The sequence below is a fragment of the Gracilibacillus pellucidus genome, from assembly GCF_033949965.1.
In the GTDB taxonomy this organism is placed as follows: domain Bacteria; phylum Bacillota; class Bacilli; order Bacillales; family Amphibacillaceae; genus Gracilibacillus; species Gracilibacillus pellucidus.
The window spans coordinates 22214-41474 of record NZ_JAWZSR010000009.1 but is presented as its reverse complement, the minus strand read 5'-3'; the positions used below and the strand labels follow the sequence as shown (position 1 = coordinate 41474).

The window sequence follows — 19261 nt, the reverse complement described above, 5'->3', positions numbered from 1 at the left end:
TTTGAAGTTTATCCACTCATCATAAGTCTATTGTTTCTTCTTCTCATCAGATACAAGCACTACTTCCACTATCCCAAGTATAACAGCGACAATGACTTTCACTTCTGGTGAGAGATTTACACCACTTACGATTTCATCTGTTATGTATAATACCAGCCAGTTCGCTGCTATTTCAATCAATAATCGTACAACCAGCTTATGCCCTTTCCCTGTAAATTGCTTGGCTACTATTCGCGAGAACACATTAGAAAATAATTCGACGACAATGCCAATTACAAAGAATAGAATAACGAATAGTACTAAGGAACCGACCGAATGATACTGGACTCCTAATAGATTAAATATACCTGCCATCCCAAAGAAATAGACCGCTATTACTGCGCTAAGCACAATCGTCACCAAAACTGCAATTATTATTTTGTCAGTTTTGCTCATATGTCTTTCCACCTTGTTTTGGAATGAAAAATTGTCTATGAATCGTCGCCCAGAAAATAACGGAGATAATCAACACGCTTGTAATAATGATAAGCACACCAATAGAATCTATCCAATAATGCAATAGTGGCAATGCCAGAATAATAACGCCTAGCGCAACAGAATATTGACCAACAAATTTACACAATGTAGTGATATCCTTACCTTCTTTCATTACTCCAATACTTTCTATTAAAAACGTTTCTTCTTTTATCCATATTCTTAATCCTAGAAATACTAGAACTACGCCTAATATATGTGCAATAAAAATAAACCAGATCGGAAGTTGTACAATCATTCACTAATCACCACCTTTTTATAAGTCTATATTCTTACAGACGATTTTTAGTAAAAAGAGGTTTCATTTTTTCAAATATTACTAAATCATTCCTTATATTTTATCACAAAAGAAAAGAAGCTTGAAAAAATTCAAGCTTCTTGTTCTGCTAACCATTCGAATAAGCCAAGAACTTGGTCGTTGAATACATAAATCCATGACCAATGACCTGCGTATTCGTATGGAGTATTATCTTCATTAGTATATAAACCAGATTGATCCACAACATTATCAAACAAAGTTAGATGTACGTTCGCTTCATCTACAGAGGCCATCCTCTCATAGGTTGGCAATGTATGAAGTGCTGGATCAAGTGTTGGATCATTTTCAGCTGTTACAAACCATGTTGGCGTCTTCGCTAATGTCAGAATATCTTGATCAGAAAGCAAAGAATCATTCAATCCTTCACATACGGGAACAGCAGCCGCAAAATAATCTGGATACTCTCTCGTCATCACAAGCGTCATATATCCGCCATTTGAAGCTCCACCAATATAAATACGTTCTGGATCAATATCCTTATGATCTTGGACAAATGCTTCAATTAGCTCCATTAATGATTCCGTATATTTGGATGTCCCATCTGAATCAGCCGTTACTCCATCCATCCATTTCGTTGGAGCTTGTGGTACTAATACATATGCCCTATCAAAATAATCTTGAATCGATTCTGAAGCTAGATTAATCGCTTTATTAGCTCCTAATGGAATAGTAGCATCTGTTCCACCTTCACCACCACCATGTAGCCACACAATTAACGGTTTCTCTTTGCTTTTTGTTTCAGGCGTGTAACTTGCATAAGACATATCAATCCCAGCATAGGTACCTCTATCTGTAGTAAACTTTTCTACTCCTTGTTTTATATCACCTTTCAATGATGTAATCGTCAATCCGTTCACTTCACCATATGGTGCTTCAATTGATTTTTCTTGCGTAATAACATACTCTACATCAATCCAGTTATTCGAATTCACATAATGCATTGGTGCTCCTAATGTCTTATCAGGACCAATTTCTAATTCAAGAACAGCGTATTTTCCCATTTTCTTTGCTGGATTACCTTGCTTATCTGCTACATATGCATTCGTTACTTGGCGATACCCTTCTTCTAAAATGGACTCTTCCACTCTATCATCGCTACGAGTTACATGTACGGAAAAGGTATCCTGATCAATCGCCCCAGTTGGTATGGGTTTCCCCACTTCCACGATAATTTTAGTGATTGCTGGACCCCAATCTTGAATTTCTGTGATTGTGTAATACCCGTTCGAATCTTTAGCCGAAACGCTTAAGCTGAAACCGATAGTCATGATGATCATACTGCATAGAATAATTGTTTTTTGCAACATATGGTGCATCCTCCTTGATGTGTATCATTGCTTTATTTTATGAAAACGATAACAAAACAATATATGAAAACGTTGACAAAAACAAGAGCATAAAGTAATGGTCTGCTCAAACAGGATGAACAGACCATAAAATTTACTTTATTAACCTTTAAATTCGCCTTCCATCACCGACTCCGCTACGGGACGACGGCTAGATGGTAATTCACGTTCTTGGAATACTTCTGCTAATTTTTCTTTTTCATCTTGATAACCAATGGCAATAACTGCTTGAATATCAAATTGTTCTGGGATGTTTAATACTTCACGTGCTTTATCACGATAGAAGCCTCCCATCGCATGGGTAATTAAACCGCTCTTCATTGCTTGCAATGCTAAATAGCCCCATGCAGTTCCTGTATCAAACCCATGTGATCCCCCTGCTTCTGTATCAGAAACAATCACGGCTAATACTGGCGCTTTCGTACACCAAGCTAAGTTGCCATCCATAATAAAAGAATGGAATTTCTCACGGTCTTCAGCTGTTTTCGCAATAATAAAGCGCCATGGTTGCTTATTAGAAGCAGACGGTGACCAACGAGCTGCTTCAAACACACTCATTAATGTCTCGTCATCTACTTCCTTCTCTGCAAAAGAACGTGGTGACCAACGATCTAAAAACATATCATCGATCGGATAATCTGCAGAGCGATACTCTTTTACATTAATATCTTTCATTATTCATTCCCCCTTTACTTCCAAATTATATGCTAATTTAGAGAATATCTCAAAAATCACGTTTCTAGGCGGATATCATATTTTATAAGGTGAGACTTATCCGGATGTTAAGCGATAGGAGGGAGTTGTCATGTTCCGGTTTTTATCATTCTTCTTCATCATGACCATTGGTTTTATCATTTTTACTGTTTTCTTACTTTATGTTATTCCATTAATTAGCCTTCATGCATTTATGATTCTTATTTTTTTGTTGATTTTTATTAGTACATTGCAAATTTTTCGTAAATCCCAGAAATGAACTTGTATGATTATGGAACTTTTATGATAATATGGTATTGTTATTCTGGTACTAATTGTAATAAAACAAGGAAAGCGATGTGATGCATATGTTGGATAAGGGGAAATTAATTAGGCTTTATCGTAAGAAATTAGGTTGGACACAGCAAAGTTTAGCAAATGTTGTAAACACTAGTGTATCGACGATTAGTAGAATTGAATTAGGAAAATACGATCCATCGAGAGAATTACTGTCACGTATTCAAGAGACACTCCAAATCGAAGAATTCACCGCCCAAGAGGACCAGCCACTTTCCAATAAACTACATTCATGGCACCGAAGTATCTCACAAGGAAATTACACAACAGCTCAAAAATATTACAATGAACTAAGGGAAGTACCAGCACCCTATTTCTATGAGAATAAAGGATTACATGTGTTATGTCATTTCTTATACGCACTTATTCGGCATCGAACAGACATCGCAACAAAGCATGTAACAGATGTACAACATTACATAGAAACACAGACTACCACTCACACCTTTCCATTCCAGAAAGCGCTCAGCTTATATTATTTAGAAATCCATCACATTAACTATGCACTTTGTTATTTGAACGTAGCATCCAAGTTACATCCTGAAAAATCTGCAATAGACGGTGACATCCACTTATATTATGCATTAGCCTATGAGGAAATCGGAAATTATCAAGATTCCAACAGCTATGCTGATACTGCCTTGAAGCTATACCAATCATCTATGAACCTCCCAAGTGCCTTACTATCCAACATTCTTCTTTTAAAAAATGCGATTTACAGCATGCAACAGTCCAACACTATTATTATTGAAAAACTCCATCATATTTTAGCTCATTATACGAGCATCTACACCAGTTACATTCATTATGTATTAAGCCTTGCATATTTTGAAAATAATGATGTGGATAATGCTTTAAAATATAACAAAAAAGCGATCGCCAATGAAAAAAATCCATTACAAAAAGCGAAGTATATTCTTTTCACTTCCTACCTCTATGCCATACAGAAAAAACCCGATCTGGCTTTAACCTATATCAACTCTGCTAACAAACTAAACAAACAGAAAAAATATACTTATTATTGCTATTTATTAGAAGGCATCCTCTTACAAATACATGGCACAGATAACTACCGCACAAAAATCAGTGAGGAAATCTTACCATATTTCCAAACGACTGGTGACAGAACTGCCCAAAATTATTGTCACGCTATCTTAGGTAATGTATCGCAACAATTACATATTTATAAAGAAGCCTCGGCACATTATCTTTGTGTTGACGCTAATAATACTCATTTTATGCGATTGTTAACTATCTATCCTAAAAAGTAATATTTTCCCTCACATATTTCCTATACACCGTTTCACAATATGACTATAGGAGGTGTGTGTGATGGCGAAAGATGTGAAATGTGAAGTAAACAACTGTAAATATTGGGCCGAAGGGAATAAATGTATTGCTGATACGATCTATGTTGTCAGTCATACAGGTAAACAAGCTAAAGATGTACAAGAAACGGATTGCCATACCTTCGTCCCAACCGTCTAGCAGCCTTCTTTAATGACCTCAGCTAACGAGAATATCGTTAGCTGAGGTTCACCTTCTTTTCTTTTAGTCATGCATTTTATCAGGCAAGGTAACAATGGACTCAATTAATGTATTGAGTTTTGATTCAATCCGGTGTAATAAGTAAAACGTCACCGCAACCGGAAAACCTAAATCCGTTATTATTGATAACCAAGTTTCCTCCATGTTTTGCACTCCTTTCTCTTCTTCATATGAAAAGGAGAGCATGACAGCCCTCCTTATCACTAAATTACAGTTCAATATCTGATACATGACGTTCTACAATACGTGCACTAGCCTTCTCAACTAGCTCACCACCTGAAGTAAAGAAAACATTCTCGGCTAAGATTGTATCCATTGCTGCAGAAACTGCTGCTGGATCAACAGGTTCTACTGGATAATCTAATGAAATCGTTACTGTTTTATCTTCTTCATTTTTAAATTTCAATTCAAGCTTTTTCACCGTTCACACCTCCTTCCTTTTACAACCGTTACACTTACTCAGCTGTAATTAATTCTGTGTCATTACGCTTCACTGTGTACAAGCTATGTTGTTGTAATGGAACAAGCGCATTTGTTACTGCAAGTAATTGCTCTGCTGTTGCATCAACATTCACATTGTTAAACGATTTTGATTGATAGATCGGTTCTCCTGACACAGGATCAACACCTGTTTCGAATGTTAACTGAAGTCTTGAATCAACTCTTTCTGCATTTGCCATCTGTCTCACCTCCCTTCACCTCTATAATCAAAACGAGAGGGAGAAAGGTGTCATTCATTTTAAAAAAATAAAGTGGAAGTTATCAGGACATTAGCGTCCGTTTATCCCTCACTTAGCTTCTTTGTTTTAACTGGAACCTTGAAGTGGAGGATTTTACGAACTTCATGCACCATGACAAAAAAAGAGAAGAAGCACTAAGGCTTCTCCTCCTGTTAAAATCATTATTACTATACACTGTCAATAGCTTCACTTACAATCAGTGGGATTAGGGTCTCACTTCAATCTAATGCCTCTATTTCTTTTTCTGTCAGTCCAGTAACTTCCATCACTTCTGCTTTATTCATCCCTTTTGCTAATAAATTCGCCGCTATTTTTCGCTTTTCTTCCATTTTCCCTTCACGTTCTCCTTCTTTTCTTCCTTCACGTAATCCTCTGTCAAAAAATGAATTGGGCAATTTCTTTACGAACTCTGCTAAACTTTCTTCACCTGTGTTTTTTAATTCAGACATAAGGGTTTCCTCCTCTTCATTTGTTGCATCGGTAGTCGGGAATCTCGATTCAGTCTAATGACTCTACTTCTTTTTCTGTCAGTCCAGTAACTTCCATCACTTCCGCTTTATTCATTCCTTTAGCTAATAAATTCGCTGCTATCTTTCGCCTTTCTCCCATTTTTCCTTCTCGTTCTCCTTCTTTTCTTCCTTCACGCATCCCTTCTTGCTTTCCTTCACGTAATCCTCTGTCAAAAAATGAATTGGGCAATTTCTTTACGAACTCTGCTAAACTTTCTTCACCTGTGTTTTTTAATTCAGACATAAGGGTTTCCTCCTCTTCATTTGTTAAATGATGGTACGTTTCAAAAAAGCCAAATAGTAACTTCACTTCTTCACGATTTAGTGATTGAGTTGCCAACATTCGCAAAAATGCTTTTTTTACTTCTAATTTTTCAGAAGCATTATAATTCATTTTACTTAATAAAGCCGCAGCAACAGGGTTATCATTCTTCAAAAAAGTACGCCAATTTAATGATTTTAATTGTAGTTTGATATATTGAAAGGTAAGTGTCTCATGGAAAGGCAATGACATCGTAAATGTATCTGGCTCATCGCGAATGTGGTCATAACTAAATACAGCAATAGGGATAATAGGTTTCTTATATTTAGTATACAGTAAACAGTAGTATTCAAACATTCTTTTGGGAAAATCTTTTTGAGGAGAGCTCTGTGGTTCAATATGAATGATAATAAGCGTGTCCTCTCCCTTTAATTTTCCTTCCATTACAATGTCTGCTCGGCGTCTTTCACCAGCTACTAATTCTGTAAATAATTCTGTTGATAATGGTTTTAATGTTGGAAAGGCAAGATGTTGAGAAATGTGAGGAAAAAAAGCTGTGAGAAAATCTTCAAAGAACGTATCAATTAATTGCTTGAATAACTGGTCATGGTCTATATAATTAGACCGCTCTTCTTTTACTAGCAACAAAGATACCATTTGTTAGCACCACCTATTTTATTTATTATAGTCAGTCTACCATATACTACTAAACAAAACAAGAACTTATGTTCGTTTTCGTCGGTAAAAGAAGAAGCCAGCACTTCTCGAAAACACTGACTTCTACACTTTCTGATTTCTTCCTATTAATTTTCGAATACTGCCTAATATCGGCTGTTGGCCGTTCTTCACAATACCGGTTAGCTCAGCAATTAACTGAATGCCAATGATAATTAGCACTAATATAATCAAGGAGGTTAACATCGTTGCACTGTTAAAGATAATCGCCATCACACCGAAAAATCCACTAAATCCATAAATAATCAACACTGCCGTCTGATGACTGTATCCCATATCAATTAATTGATAGTGAATATGTTTACGGTCTGGTGCACCAATACGTTGCTTATTTATTAAACGGCGAACAATCGCAAATAGCGTATCAAAAATCGGTACCGCAATAATAATAATCGGAATGATAAAGCTGAACAAGGCGACATTTTTAAAGAGGCCGAGCATGGATATGACCGAAATGGCATACCCTAAAAATAATGCACCGGTATCTCCCATAAATATTTTCGCTGGGTGAAAATTGTGATATAAAAAACCAAGACAGCTTCCAACTAAGACCATACCTAAATAAACGACTATTAAACGATAATCCGTTATTGCGATAATCAAAATACTTGTTAAACCGATAGCAGAAACACCTGCTGCTAGACCGTCTAAACCATCAATCAAATTAATCGCATTCGTTACACCAATTACCCAAAGAATCGTAATGATTAGCCCCATTCCTTCAAGTTGGACAGTGCCGATAAAAGGCATCGTAATCTTATCTATGACTAATCCTGATGAGACCACAATAAGTGCTGCTCCCACTTGTCCAATTAGTTTTTGATAAGCTTTTAAACCGACAATATCATCTATAACACCAGTGATAACAATAATGATACCACCAATAATAATCTCTCTCATATGTGGATATTCTGGCTGTAAATAGAGGAGACCTGCTGCTACTCCTAATACGATAGCAAGTCCACCAAGTCTTGCCTTTACACCATCATGTTTTTTTCTTCCTTTTGGTATATCCACTGCGTTTATTTTAAATGCTAATTTTTTTATTAGAGGAGTTGAGACAAATGCTACTGTAGCCGAAATAAGAAATGCTACAACTAACTCCGTTACGTTAAACATAATTTACACCTACTTAAAAAAAGTACTGTTCCATCTTTTGTTCGTGTACCTTGCACCATTATAGCATGATTTCTCTTCATATATACTATATAAATATACGGCATTGATGCTAAAAACTAGTCCGTCTCGATAATCCGTATATCATTTTACCATATTTTATTACGGAAAAGGTAATTTTCATCAGATTTACTTCATTTACAGACTTGTTACAAGAAAAAAGCGAAGGAGCTAAATAATCAAATAATTCACAAAACTTATTTTACGTAGGAAGCATTCCATAGTAAAATGGCTGTAACGTATAGAAATCGGGGGAAATGAGATGTCTAAACAAGAAGCGAATTCGAGAGCAGCGTTAAAGACTGCCAAAAAGAAACGAAAACGTAGGAAGGTTTTATGGTTCATTTTGATTCCTTTATTCATCATTATTGCAAGTATATCTGCTTATGTGATTCATTTAGTGTATGAAGCGGAAAAAGCGGTCACAGATGCTTATGAAGAAGATGAGCGTGACAAATCCGCATTACGTGATGAAATAGTAGATCCGACTAAAGATCATATTTCCATTCTGTTTGTTGGTGTAGATGGTAGTGAGCACCGCGGTAGCAATGATGAACCAGTCCGATCAGATGCGCTCATTTTAGCAACATTAAATAAAAATGAAGAAAGCATCAAAATGCTAAGTATTCCACGTGACTCCTATGTGTATATACCGGAGGTTGGTTATCAAGATAAGATTACCCATGCTCATGCATTTGGTGGAATTAATGCGACGATAGATGCAGTGGAGAATTTCTTAGACGTTCCAGTTGATTATTATGTCAGACTTAACTTCAATGCATTTGTTGATGTAATTGATGCCATCGGTGGTGTGGAAATAGATGTGCCGTTCGAATTTAAAGAGTCTGACTCCAATGATAAACGTGATGCTATTCATCTCTTCCCTGGTGAACAAACATTAGACGGTGAGGAGGCACTTGCCTTTGCCAGAACGCGAAAGATTGATAATGATATTGAACGTGGAAAAAGACAGCAAGAAATAATGAAATCTATTATCGAAAAAGCGACATCCGTTAATTCTGTATTTAAGCTAGATGATGCTTTTCATGCAGTTGGAAATAACATGGCTACTACGTTATCTTTTGAAGATATGAAAGGATTAGTATCATATGGTACATCAGGTAGTATCGATGTCGAAACGTTAACCCTTGCAGGAAGTGACTTGTATCAAAATAATGTCTATTATTACAGTTTGGATGAAGCTAATCTTGCTGAAGTGCAACAAGTTTTGCAGGAGCATTTGGAGCTAGATCAGCATAACACTGTGTCAGAGTAGCTTCTAAAACAAAAAAATCGGCCGAAGCCGATTTTTTTGTTTTTTATTATTTATACTCAGGGATATCAAATACAAGGCGTGGATTGTTTAATTGACCATACATTGATTTGATATTACTAATTTGTTTAGACGCCCATGCCATATCTGTTGCGTATTGTGGGTAACCTGGGTTAGCAGGATTCCAACGCATTTTGTAAATGGTGTCTTGGTTATACTGATTATGAATATAACGTTCTCCAATGAATTTAGCGCCACCGACAATTGCTTTCTCTACGGTATCCCATCCTTCATTGTAAGCTTTAATTGCTCCTAGACGTTTAGCATCTGAATCTGCAGCACCAATACCAAACATGTTATGCACTTTTTTGATATTCGATAGGCTACTGCGATTACTTGAAGTGACTAAAACAGGTTTACCACTACTGTTTTTACCTACTTCAATTCCTTTAGCTAAAGCAGATTTACCATGTCCCGTTTCTAATAGAGCATGTGAAATCAAATAAATTTCGTTGACATTATGTGTTTCAGCAGCTTTGACGAACGCGTTACCTTGTCCTTCTAAAACACCTTTTCCAGTCAATACTTTACTAATTTCTGAACCTGGCAAACGAACACTCTCAGATAGTACTAAGTGTTGGAATTCATCTTGCTTCGCTGGGTCTAAATATTGTTTAACCTCTGACGCTTTTGCATTTCGCCATGTTTTACCATTGATTTGTGTCCAAGTAGATCCTTTGCTCTCAACTGTCGCTTCTGAACCTTTACTTAATTTGTAAAAGACATGTCCACTTGTACTTTTTGACGCATATACAGTCGTTGATGACTTCATTTTAGCTATTGTTTTATTTTTCGATGCTAGTGAGCTATGCACATATAAAGTATCACCTTTATATTTAATCTCATACCACGTTGTACTGCCGCTCACAGAAGTTCCTTTGACATTCTTGACATATTCAAACTGTGTTCCCTTAGCCAATGTTGCTGCAACATTATTTTTAGATGTATCTGGTGCAGTTCGTACATTAACACGAGATCCCGTGATTGCTCCACCAGTATAGAAGGATGCATCAGCGGTTTTGACATAAGCAGGGCTGTTAGCATACTTATCTGTTTGTGGTGGTGGGTTAAGGCTTAATTGCTTGTTTAATTGATCATTTAAAGAAATGTTGTAGCTTGTTTCACGATAAATGACGTTATCTACTTCTAAGTCCTCTAATGCCTTAATGGTTACCTCATCTAAGATCCCGTTAACACGCAAACCATTATCTTTTTGGAACTCTTTCACTCGTTTTTCTGTTGTAGCTCCAAAATACTTTGTTGTTGTAATACCTTTTGAATAGCCAAGATTTCTTAGCATCTTCTTATAGTCACTAATTTTAGAGGCACTTTTTCCTTTTTGGTACGGGCTATTTATAATAGATTCCATCTTAGATGTTGTACCCTTACCAACAACCCCATCTGCAGATAAACCATAGTAACTCTGGAACTGCTTGACAGCTTTTGCTGTTTGCGAACCATAGTAATCAGTAAAGGCAAAGTCGCCAAAACCTAACTTAACCAAATCTTTCTTTAAGGAAACAACATCGTCACGATACATTGGATTTTTCAATGGACCTGTTGCTGCTGATTCTAAGCGAGACCATGTAGTAGGATCAGCAATTCCTGTTACAGCCAGCTTCTGTGCTGATTGAAATTCTTTTACTGCCTTTGCCGTTTGACTACCATATAAAGTAGTACCAGATTTACTATCCCATAAGCCTACAACGTATAACATTTCTTTCAATTTCACTGTATCCTTATGGCGTACACCTTTACGGAATGGTACATTTGCTGCTTCGCTTAGCTTTTTCTTCGTTGCATCATTTACAATACCATTAACAGTTAAACCATATTGTTTTTGGAAATCACGTACAGCCTTTTCTGTTTGTGATCCAAAATAGTCAGTCAATGTAAACGAACCAAACCCTAGACGTTGAAGGTCAGCTTTTACTGTTTTGGCATCATCACGGTACATTGGATTTTTCAATGGACCTGTTGCCTCTTGTTTAAGTTTCGCCCACGTCTTAGAATCTGCTACACCTGAAGCCTTAAGACCAAAATCTTTCTGAAATTCTTTGACAGCCTTTGTTGTTTGAGATCCGTATAGCGTTGTACCGCTTTTAGAATCCCAATATCCAAGTGTATGTAAGTATTCCTTTAATTGAACGGTTTTGTCATCACGTTTACCTGATTGTAATGGTGTTGAAGCTTCGCTATTCAATTTACTAATTGTATTGTTCCCAGCAATCCCATCTACACCTAATCCGAAATATGCTTGAAAATCTCGAACTGCTTTTTCTGTTTTCGATGCATAATAATCCGTTTTCGCAAATGAACCGAATCCTAATAATTCAAGCTTTTCTTTCAAAGGAATAGCATCCTCACGATACATTGGATTACGTAATGGTCCTGTTGCAAGTCGTTCAAGAGTTGACCATGTCGAATCATCTACAATTCCTGTAACGGATAACTTTTGAGCTTTTTGAAATTCTTTAACAGCTGCTTCTGTTTGACTACCGTATAAAGTGGTTGGGTTTGATGAGTCCCAGTAACCTAAAATTGCTAGGCGCTCTTTAATAACCACTGTATCTTTATGTCTTTTTCCTTTTTGGAACGGTGAGTCACTAGTTGTTTTTGCTGCCGCTGCCTTCACTTCTTGTTGTTCCACTTCTTCTGTGCTTTCTTGTTGCTCATCCTCAACAGACTCTGTAGCATCTGCCTCTTGGCTGTCTTCTTCAGCATCATTCGGCTCTTCTTCTGGTACTGTTTCGTCTACTTCTGCTGATTCTTCCGTTACTTCTTCAGATGCCTCTTCATTCCCTTGCTCCGCTTCTTCCTCGCTAACTTCAGGTGCTGATTCATCTTCTTCAGCAATACTTTCTGCTAAAATTTCGTGTGTACTAAAGTGGAAGGAGAAAACAAACAAAGTAGTGATTCCTAAATATTTAATAGATTTCCCAATCTTCACTCTAGTTTCACCTCCTTATTTTTCTAGTAGATTACTATACTATTATCGACAAAATAACACTTTTTTTCAATAGATTCCTTCAAATCATTAACAATCTTTTCACTATTTAGTTATTTTCCTCCTACCTATGTAACGATCAATGAATACATTCACTTGACTCATAATAATAAAAAGCGGATAAACATATGTTTATCCGCTCTGTTATTAATTAGCTTTAAATGTCTGTGTCCAATAGTTATCTTTGTATCCTACACCAATATGCGTGTAATCAGCATTTAAGATATTTTCACGATGGCCTTCTGAATCCATCCAAGCTTCTACTACAGCTGCTGATGTTTGATAGCCTCTAGCAATATTTTCACCAGCTACACTGTAACTTACATTAAAATGTTCAAGCAATGATGGTAATGAACCATAAGTTGGACTAACATGATCAAAATAATCATTTTCTACCATATCGTTCGATTTTTGGCGAGCCACATAAGACAAATGTTTATCTAATGTTAATGGTAGCAGATCTACTTTCTCTCGTTCTTGGTTAACTAATTGAAATACATCTTTCTCCAAATCAATTAATTTAACATCGAGTAATGCCTCGATCACCTTTAATGTTGGTTGATCTGCTATTCCATTTACAGCTAACCCTTGATTAATTTGAAATGCTATAATGGCATTTTCTGTTTTCGGTCCATAGTAATCTGTCGGTGCATCATCACTTGACCAATAACCTAATTTTTGCAAGTTTTGCTTTAATGTAATAACCGCTTCACTCTGCCTACCATTTTGCATATCTGTATCTAGTATTGCTTCTATCTTATTCATTGTTGCTTTATCTGCTATACCTGTTTCTGGAATAGCATAGTATCTTTGAAATTGCTTCATATAACGCTCTGTTTTCGGCCCAACATAATCATTTTTTACATATGTGCCAAAGCCTAATGTTTCTAAATTCGCTTTTAATTCAATCGCATCTTCACGATACATACCATTTTGCAATGGTTGTTCTGCTATCGTTTGTAGCTTTTCTCTTGTTGCTTTATCTGCTATTCCTGAGACTGGTAGATCATTATCTTTCTGGAATTCTGTAACAGCTTTTGCTGTCTTACTACCATATAAAGTAGTTCCTGATTTAGAATCCCAATAACCTAGTACATATAAATTCTCTTTCAGTTTGACTGTCTCTTTATGACGTTTGTCTTTTTGAAATGGACTATTTAATAGCTCATTTAATTTATCTACCGTCACCTGATCGGCTTGACCACTTTCTGTTAAACCGTAATGAGCTTGGAATTGCTTGACTACTTTTTCTGTTTTCGGTCCATAATAGTCCGTTTTCGCGAAAGAGCCGAACCCTAATTGCTCTAATTTTTCCTTTACTTCAATCGCGTCTTTACGATACATCCCTTTTTTAAGTGGTTGTTTCGCCAAACTGCTCAGCTTCGCAATCGTTACTTCATCTGCTATTCCTGATTGGCGTAAACCATAATCCTTCTGAAATTGCTTAATAGCTTTTTCTGTCTTACTACCATATAAGGTTGTCCCAGATTGTGAACTCCAGTAATCTAATTTATATAAATCCTCTTTTAATGTAATCGTATCTTTATGACGTTTTCCCTTTTGCAATGGGCTATTTAATTGATTTTTAAGCTTTGTTAATGTATCTTCATCTGCCTGACCACTCGTCGTTAAACCATAGTAGGATTGAAAACTTTTTAACGTCTTCTCTGTTTGCGGACCAAAGTAATCCGTCTTAGCAAATGAACCAAAACCTAAACGTTCTAATCCTTCTTTTAGACTAATAGCATCTTTATGGTACATACCGTTTTGTAATGGTTGTTGGACAAGAACATTCAATGTCTCGCGCGTTATTTCATCTGCTATACCTGATTGCGGTAAGTTCCGATCTTTTTGGAATAGCTTCACTGCTTGTTCTGTTTTACTACCATACAAAGTAGTTCCCGATTTAGAATCCCAATAGCCAAGTGTATATAACTTTTCTTTCAATGAAACAGTGCCATCATAACGTTTCCTAGATTGGTATGGACTGTTTGTTAATGCTTCAATCTTATTTAAAGTAGCCTGATCCGCTTTACCAGTCTGCTTTAATCCATAATGTGATTGAAAAGCCTTTACTACTTTTTCTGTTTGTGGCCCATAATAATCTGTTTTAGCAAATGAACCAAAGCCTAATCGCTCCAGATCTGTTTTCAAGCTACTAGCATCCTGACGATACATCCCTTTAGATAGTGGTGCTGTGCTTAGCTCTTCTAATCGCTGCAATGTTATCTCATCTGCTATACCTGAAACTACTAGCTCCTGATCTGCTTGGAACTTCTCTATAGCTGCTGCGGTTTGTGAACCATATAAAGTAGTTCCAGATTTAGAATCCCAATAACCAAGTGTATACAATGCTTGCTTCATTTCGATCGTCTTTTGGTTACGATTCCCTGACTGGAATGGTGTTGCTAACAGCTCATCAATAAAGAGTAATAATTCTTCATCAACGGTTCCTGTTTGCTCCAGATCATAATACGTTTGTAAATAGGTAACTGCCGCTTCTGTTTGCTCATCGTAAGATGTATTGACTGTTTCAAACTGACCAAACCCTAGAAACTGCAGATTCTCCTTCAACGTGCTTACAATCTCATCCTTATCACCTACTTGCAGGAGAAAAGGTTGTTCTTCCTCTTCTTCATTCTCAGCATCTACATCTGTGTCTTCTTCCACTACTTCTTCGGTGTCATTATCTGTTACATCTGCTGAATTTTCGCCTTCTCCTTCTTCAGATCCGGCGTCATCATCTGATTGTTCTGTTGCGTCTTCTTTATCTACTTCCACTGCTTCACTGTCTGACTCTTCCTTTGAATCAGTGCCTTCTTCTGTTTGAGGACGGACAATGTTTACCGTTAAAATGGGATTTTCCAGTTCTTCTGTATCTTCCAATTCGAACTGCTGACCATTGGTATGAACCGTTTCTTCAACAGCTCCTGTTAAGCCAAATGTTTCATCATTGTCATCATCACTAGGAGCATAAAAACCAAAAACAGCTCCTTCACAAACCCCTGTTGCTTCAGCTGGATCTGACGGTGTGTGTTTATCATATTCAATGGTCATCGTACATGTTTCGCGCTCATCCATATGATCCGATTCTGCCGCCACTACATTACCAGCTATCATACTCCCCAATAGTGAGAATACTAGAATAACACTTAATCGTTTCTTCATCCTCTTCACCTCTCTTATAACACTTATGTAGTTTCTTGTTTTCCAAATGATTAAATAGGAAAGAAGGCTCTCCTTATTATAACAAAAAAAGGGGCCAATAAGCCCCTTTTTTCAATTATTTAGCTACAAGATTAAATGAAGTAGCGATTGCTTTAGCAGTAGATGTACCTAATTTCTTCAAATAGGCCTCATCTTTCAATAACTCATTATCTTTACTATTGTCAATGAATAAAAATTCAAGTAAGACTGCTGGCATATTGGTATTACGCAATACACTAAAGTCCGCTTGCTTCATTCCACGATCACGAACATTCGCATCATTTACAATATATGTGTGTATCTCACGTTGTAATTGTTTGGTAGCATTCGATACCTTACCATTATGGATATAACTTTCAAATCCTCTTGCTTTTCCATTAAATGCGTTGGTATGAATACTGACAAAGTAATCCGCTTGCCAATCATTTGCTAGCTTCGCTCTTTGTTCAAGGGCTAGAAATTCATCTGTGCTACGTGACATTTTCACGTCTACCCCTTCATAATGTTGTTCTAAATAGTCTTTAGCATATGTCCCAATTTTTAAGACAACATCTTTTTCTTTCAAACCATAACCAGTACCACCTGAATCCATATCACCATGTCCCGGATCAATAAAAATCTGTACTGCTCGATTATTATAAGCATTATCTAGTACTTTTAACGTCTCCACATCCAAAATTCCCGACACTGGTAGATTCATATCACGCTGAAATTCCTTCACGCGTGCTTCTGTTTTGCTGCCGAAAACGGATGTACTGGATATACCTTTTTTATAACCAAGAAAAATTAGTTGTTCCTTATATTTACGAATATCACTACTGCTATTCCCTTTTTGATTAGGACTTGCTAGCAAACTAGCTATTTTGGATAATGTAGGTTGATCTGCTATACCATTTTCCTTTAGACTATAGTGCTTTTGGAATGATCGCACAGCCTTTTCTGTTTTGGAAGCATAGAGATTAGTTGTTCCATTGCTATTCCAGAAACCTAAACGACGTAGGTCTTTTTTCAATTTCACTACATCTGCATGACGGTTTCGATTTTGCAGTGGACTGTCGACCACTTCCTGTATCTTAGCTAATGTTTGTTTGTCAGCTATTCCAGAGGTTTTCACTCCATAATAAGACTGGGCTTGCTTTAACACTTTTTCTGTTTTCGGGCCAAAATAATCATTTTTAACGAATGAACCAAAGCCTAAGCGTTCTAGGTTAGCTTTTAGCTCAATAGCATCTTGACGATACATGCCTTTTTGAAGAGGTTGTTGCGCCAAATCTGCTAATTTTGCACGTGTTACATCATCTGCTATACCTGTTTGGCGTATATTTTGATCTTTTTGGAACTGTTTTACTGCTTTCTCTGTTTGGCTACCATATAATGTTGTGCCTTTCTTAGAATCCCAATATCCTAAAATATACAGATTTTCCTTCAATGTTACGGTTTCTTTATGACGCTTTCCTTTTTGGAATGGACTCTTTAAGAGCTCATCCATCTTATTTAACGTTGCTTTGTCGGCAGTACCAGTTGTTGTCAGACCATACGTTGATTGAAAACTTTTCACTACTTTAGCCGTTTTTGGTCCATAATAATCTGTTTTAGCGAATGAACCAAAACCTAAGCGCTCTAAGTTACCTTTTAGTTTAATTGCATCCTGACGATACATGCCTTTTTGAAGAGGTTGTTGCGCCAATTCTGCTAATTTCGCACGTGTTACATCATCTGCTATACCTGTTTGGCGTATATTTTGAGCTTTTTGGAACTGTTTTACTGCTTTTTCTGTTTGGCTGCCGTATAATGTTGTGCCTTTCTTAGAATCCCAATATCCTAAAATATAAAGGTTTTCCTTCAATGTTACGGTTTCTTTATGACGCTTTCCTTTTTGGAATGGACTCTTTAAGAGCTCATCCATCTTATCTAACGTTGCTTTGTCTGCTATACCTGTTGATGACAGGTTATACGCTGATTGAAAGCTTTTCACCACTTTCTCTGTCTGTGGTCCATAATAATCTGTTTTAGCGAATGAACCAAAACCTAAGCGCTCTAGATTATCTTTTAGTTCAACTGCATCTTGACGATACATGCCTTTTTGAAGAGGTTGTTGCGCCAATTCTGCTAATTTCGCACGTGTTACATCATCTGCTATACCTGTTTGGCGTATATTTTGATCTTTTTGGAACTGTTTTACTGCTTTCTCTGTTTGGCTACCATATAATGTTGTGCCTTTCTTAGAATCCCAATATCCTAAAATATACAGACTTTCCTTCAATGTTACGGTTTCTTTATGACGCTTTCCTTTTTGGAATGGACTCTTGAGTAGCTCATCCATCTTATCTAACGTTGCTTTGTCTGCAGTACCAGTTGTTGTCAGATCATACGCCGATTGAAAACTTTTCACTACTTTAGCCGTTTTTGGTCCATAATAATCTGTTTTAACGAATGAACCAAAACCTAAGCGCTCTAAGTTGCTTTTTAGTTCAATAGCATCCTGACGATACATGCCTTTTCGAAGAGGTTGCTGTGCTAACTCTGCTAGTGTGCTACGAGTAGTATCCTCTGCAATACCTGATTGCGGTAATCCTTCATCTTGTTGAAATGCACGGATAGCTTTTTCTGTCTGTGTACCATAAAGTGTCGTACCTGATTTTGAATCCCAATATCCTAATGTATAAAGGTTTTCTTTCAGATCGATCGTTTGTTCATGCCGCTTGCCACTTTGGAATGGACTAGCTAACAATTCCTCGATTTTACTTAAGGTAGACGAATCTGCTTGACCATTAACAGTTAGCCCATAATAAGATTGAAATTCTTTTACAGCTTCTTCTGTTTTGGTATCAAAATCACTTGTCTGACCTAATGAACCAAAACCAAGCTGTTCAAGGTTTTTCTTCAAATTCTCTACATCTACATCTACATCTGTACTATCTTGTAGCGTATCGGACTTTTCTACTTGCTCTGCCTTTACTTCTTGTGATGGATTTTCCTCGTTCTCGGAAGTTGCTTCCTTTTCCTCTTCGTCTTCGTCTGTATGTGCTTCCTCTATTTCTTCTTCTAGACTAGCAGAAATATCCACCTCTTCCGTAAGTGGTTCTTCTCCTGTTTCAGCTTGAACAGTAGAAAATGTCATCACGATTAAAACAAGTGTTACAAAAAACATAAAAATATTCTTTTGCTTCAAGTTAATACCACCCTATTTTTCTATAATACTACCGTTCTATTCTACAGATATCTATAATACTTTTCTCTCGCACCTCCTAGTAAATTAGTATCATTTTTTTAGTGTCAACCAGAATTCATCAATAACTAGTTTATCATAAACTACTTTCAAAAAATAGGTATTTTTACTTAAATGAATAGGTGTAATTACTATATTACGACATAAAGCGAAACTTTTCAGGGAGTTAGCATTCGTTTATCCCCCAACTTAGCTTCCTCGTTTTCACTCGAACCTTAAAATGGAGTTTTACGTAGTTATTCACCGTAATAAAAGAACCATTCCTC

17 protein-coding genes are annotated in these 19261 nt (G+C 36.7%); 4 read left to right on the top strand and 13 right to left on the bottom strand.

What is annotated here, in order from left to right; translation table 11 throughout:
- Positions 1-27: 27 nt before the first annotated feature.
- The 4 genes from SH601_RS14075 to SH601_RS14060 form a co-directional block, all read right to left on the bottom strand.
- On the bottom strand, positions 28-435 hold the full coding sequence (locus SH601_RS14075; RefSeq protein WP_319958979.1) for a YrvL family regulatory protein: 408 nt from the start codon (positions 433-435) through the stop codon (positions 28-30).
- Positions 422-772 (bottom strand): DUF3784 domain-containing protein, encoded by a 351-nt coding sequence (locus tag SH601_RS14070; protein WP_319958978.1) that lies wholly within the window; start codon positions 770-772, stop codon positions 422-424. The genes SH601_RS14075 and SH601_RS14070 overlap by 14 nt, the downstream gene beginning before the upstream one ends.
- Positions 773-903: 131 nt before the next feature.
- Complete coding sequence (locus tag SH601_RS14065) at positions 904-2160, bottom strand: prolyl oligopeptidase family serine peptidase (RefSeq protein WP_319958977.1); 1257 nt, start codon at positions 2158-2160, stop codon at positions 904-906.
- A 141-nt stretch (positions 2161-2301) separates the two neighbouring features.
- Positions 2302-2874, bottom strand: a complete 573-nt coding sequence (locus tag SH601_RS14060; RefSeq protein ID WP_319958976.1) for a nitroreductase family protein — start codon at positions 2872-2874, stop codon at positions 2302-2304.
- Positions 2875-3004: 130 nt separating this feature from the next.
- On the opposite strand from SH601_RS14060, the gene SH601_RS14055 reads away from it, so the two are divergent.
- The 3 genes from SH601_RS14055 to SH601_RS14045 all read left to right on the top strand — a co-directional run bounded on the left by SH601_RS14055 (position 3005) and on the right by SH601_RS14045 (position 4737).
- On the top strand, positions 3005-3172 hold the full coding sequence (locus tag SH601_RS14055) for a hypothetical protein (RefSeq protein WP_319958975.1): 168 nt from the start codon (positions 3005-3007) through the stop codon (positions 3170-3172).
- Between the two features lie 82 nt (positions 3173-3254).
- A complete protein-coding gene (locus SH601_RS14050) occupies positions 3255-4520 on the top strand; it encodes a helix-turn-helix domain-containing protein (protein ID WP_319958974.1) in 1266 nt (421 codons plus the stop codon).
- Positions 4521-4581: 61 nt separating this feature from the next.
- The gene (locus tag SH601_RS14045; protein WP_319958973.1) at positions 4582-4737 is read left to right on the top strand and encodes a DUF1540 domain-containing protein; all 156 of its coding nucleotides are present in this window, start codon (positions 4582-4584) and stop codon (positions 4735-4737) included.
- Between the two features lie 63 nt (positions 4738-4800).
- On the opposite strand, the gene SH601_RS14040 is transcribed toward SH601_RS14045, so the two are convergent.
- The 6 genes from SH601_RS14040 to SH601_RS14015 form a co-directional block, all read right to left on the bottom strand.
- Positions 4801-4941 carry a YvrJ family protein gene (locus SH601_RS14040; RefSeq protein ID WP_319959093.1) on the bottom strand — a complete coding sequence of 47 codons (141 nt, stop codon included), beginning with the start codon at positions 4939-4941 and terminating at the stop codon, positions 4801-4803.
- A 64-nt stretch (positions 4942-5005) separates the two neighbouring features.
- Positions 5006-5218 (bottom strand): DUF2922 domain-containing protein, encoded by a 213-nt coding sequence (locus SH601_RS14035; protein WP_319958972.1) that lies wholly within the window; start codon positions 5216-5218, stop codon positions 5006-5008.
- A 34-nt stretch (positions 5219-5252) separates the two neighbouring features.
- Positions 5253-5477 carry a DUF1659 domain-containing protein gene (locus tag SH601_RS14030; RefSeq protein ID WP_319958971.1) on the bottom strand — a complete coding sequence of 75 codons (225 nt, stop codon included), beginning with the start codon at positions 5475-5477 and terminating at the stop codon, positions 5253-5255.
- A 278-nt stretch (positions 5478-5755) separates the two neighbouring features.
- Positions 5756-5986: an RpnC/YadD family protein gene (locus SH601_RS14025; protein ID WP_319958970.1), complete on the bottom strand. Its 231-nt coding sequence runs from the start codon at positions 5984-5986 to the stop codon at positions 5756-5758.
- Positions 5987-6035: 49 nt separating this feature from the next.
- Positions 6036-6965, bottom strand: a complete 930-nt coding sequence (locus SH601_RS14020; RefSeq protein WP_319958969.1) for an RpnC/YadD family protein — start codon at positions 6963-6965, stop codon at positions 6036-6038.
- A gap of 123 nt (positions 6966-7088) precedes the next feature.
- The gene (locus SH601_RS14015; protein WP_319958968.1) at positions 7089-8162 is read right to left on the bottom strand and encodes a glycosyltransferase family 4 protein; all 1074 of its coding nucleotides are present in this window, start codon (positions 8160-8162) and stop codon (positions 7089-7091) included.
- A 319-nt stretch (positions 8163-8481) separates the two neighbouring features.
- On the opposite strand from SH601_RS14015, the gene SH601_RS14010 reads away from it, so the two are divergent.
- Positions 8482-9495 carry an LCP family protein gene (locus SH601_RS14010; protein WP_319958967.1) on the top strand — a complete coding sequence of 338 codons (1014 nt, stop codon included), beginning with the start codon at positions 8482-8484 and terminating at the stop codon, positions 9493-9495.
- Positions 9496-9541: 46 nt separating this feature from the next.
- Here SH601_RS14010 and SH601_RS14005 read toward each other — a convergent pair whose 3' ends face one another.
- The 3 genes from SH601_RS14005 to SH601_RS13995 all read right to left on the bottom strand — a co-directional run bounded on the left by SH601_RS14005 (position 9542) and on the right by SH601_RS13995 (position 18938).
- A complete protein-coding gene (locus SH601_RS14005; RefSeq protein WP_319958966.1) occupies positions 9542-12502 on the bottom strand; it encodes a peptidoglycan-binding protein in 2961 nt (986 codons plus the stop codon).
- Positions 12503-12706: 204 nt separating this feature from the next.
- A complete protein-coding gene (locus SH601_RS14000) occupies positions 12707-15727 on the bottom strand; it encodes a peptidoglycan-binding protein (RefSeq protein ID WP_319958965.1) in 3021 nt (1006 codons plus the stop codon).
- Positions 15728-15842: 115 nt separating this feature from the next.
- Positions 15843-18938, bottom strand: coding sequence for a peptidoglycan-binding protein (locus SH601_RS13995; RefSeq protein WP_319958963.1), 3096 nt, complete (start codon positions 18936-18938; stop codon positions 15843-15845).
- Between the last annotated feature and the right edge of the window lie 323 nt (positions 18939-19261).